Source organism: Streptomyces cahuitamycinicus, assembly GCF_002891435.1.
Lineage (GTDB): Bacteria > Actinomycetota > Actinomycetes > Streptomycetales > Streptomycetaceae > Streptomyces > Streptomyces cahuitamycinicus.
The window spans coordinates 1-1,740 of the sequence record NZ_POUC01000796.1; the positions used below are offsets into that span (position 1 = coordinate 1).

A 1,740-nucleotide genomic window follows, 5' to 3' on the forward strand; every position below is an offset into this window, starting at 1 on the left:
GGGATGAGGTGCGCGCCTTCGGGGGCCTCGGTGGCGGGGAGGTGTTGCTCTGCAGGTGCCGAACCGGGCAGGCCTTGAGGGTATTCGCCCGACTCGGCGCGTGACGCCCCAGCAGGAGATTCTTGCGGAGTTTTGTCCGAACCGGTCTGGGGTGCCGTGCTCGCCGCCGCCGACAGGGCCTCCGCCAGGCCGCCGAGTTCCACGTGGACCACCAGGACCGGCTTGCCCGGGGCCGCGGCCGAGGCCGAGCGCAGGGCCTGCGCGAGGGCCGCGTCGCCGACCGAGCCCTCCCCCACCGCCGGTATGGCGGTGACGACCACGGCGTCGCATCGGTCGTCGGCGAGCGCGCGGGACAGGGCGGCGTGGAAGTCCGCCGCGGAGGCCGCGGTGGTCAGGTCCTGCGGGGGGTGCGGCCGCAGGCCCTCGGCGAGGCACGCGTCGTACGTGAGCAGGCCGAGCGACTCCGAGTTGCCCAGGATGGCCACCCTGGGGCCGGCGGGCAGGGGCTGGCGGGCGAGCAGCAGGCCCGCGTCCACCAGCTCGGTGATGGTGTCGACGCGGATGACGCCGGCCTGGCGCAGCAGCGCCGACACGGTCGCGTGCGGCAGCCGGGTCGCCCGTACGGCGTGCCCCTGGGGGGCGGCGCCGTGCCGCGCGCCCTGGACGACGACGAGGGGCTTGGCCGCGGCGGTCCGGCGGGCGAGGCGGGTGAACTTGCGGGGATTACCGATGGACTCCAGGTACATGAGGACGACGTCGGTGTCGGGGTCCTCGTACCAGTACTGCAGGACATCGTTGCCGGAGACGTCGGCGCGGTTGCCGGAGGAGACGAAGGTGGAGACGCCGGTCACGCCCGTGACGCCGCCGCCGCGCCGGTGCAGCCGGGACAGCAGGGCGATGCCGATGGCACCGGACTGGGCGAACAGACCGATCCGGCCGGGACGCGGCACCTCGGGGGCGAGGGAGGCGTTGAGCCGTACCCGCGGTGAGGTGTTGATGATGCCGAAGGCGTTGGGGCCGATGATGCGCATGCCGTACGTGCGCGCGTGCCGGACGAGGGCGCGCTGGCGTTCGCGCCCCTCGTGGCCGCTCTCGGCGTACCCGGCGGAGACCACGACGAGCCCCTGCACGCCGTGTTCGCCGCACTCGGTGACGACCTCGGGGACCTGCTCGGCCGGTACGGCGACGACCGCGAGGTCGACCGGGCCGTCGATGTCCCGCACCGAGCGGTGCGCGGGCACGCCGTCGAGCTCCTTCTGCTCCTCGGGAAGGGCGTTGTTCACGGCGTACAGGCGGCCGGTGAAGCCGGCGTCGCGGATGTTGCCGAGGACGCTGCGGCCCACGCCGCCCGGGGTACGCCCGGCCCCGATGACGACGACCGAGCCGGGGGCGAGCAGCCGCTGCACGGAGCGTGCCTCGGCGCGGTGTTCACGGGCGTACTGCACGGCGAGGGAGCGGTCGGTGGGTTCGAGGTCGAACTCCAGACGGACGACGCCGTCCTCGAAACTGCGCTTCTGGGTGTAGCCGGCGTCCGTGAACACCTTGATCATCTTGGTGTTGGAGGGCAGTACCTCGGCGGCGAAGCGGCGGATGCCGCGCTCGCGGGCGACGGCACCGATGTGTTCGAGCAGGGCGGAGGCGACCCCGCGGCCCTGGTGGGCGTCCTGCACGAGGAAGGCGACTTCGGCCCATTCAGAAGGGGCGGGCGCGGAGTGCCCTCCGGCACGGGCGGTGGTGGGA

The 1,740-nt window shown here is 73.8% G+C and carries 1 protein-coding gene; it reads right to left on the minus strand.

Annotated features, from left to right (window positions below):
- A partial coding sequence (locus C1J00_RS42940; protein ID WP_245936742.1) for a GNAT family N-acetyltransferase occupies positions 1-1,740 on the minus strand: 1,740 nt, incomplete at both ends.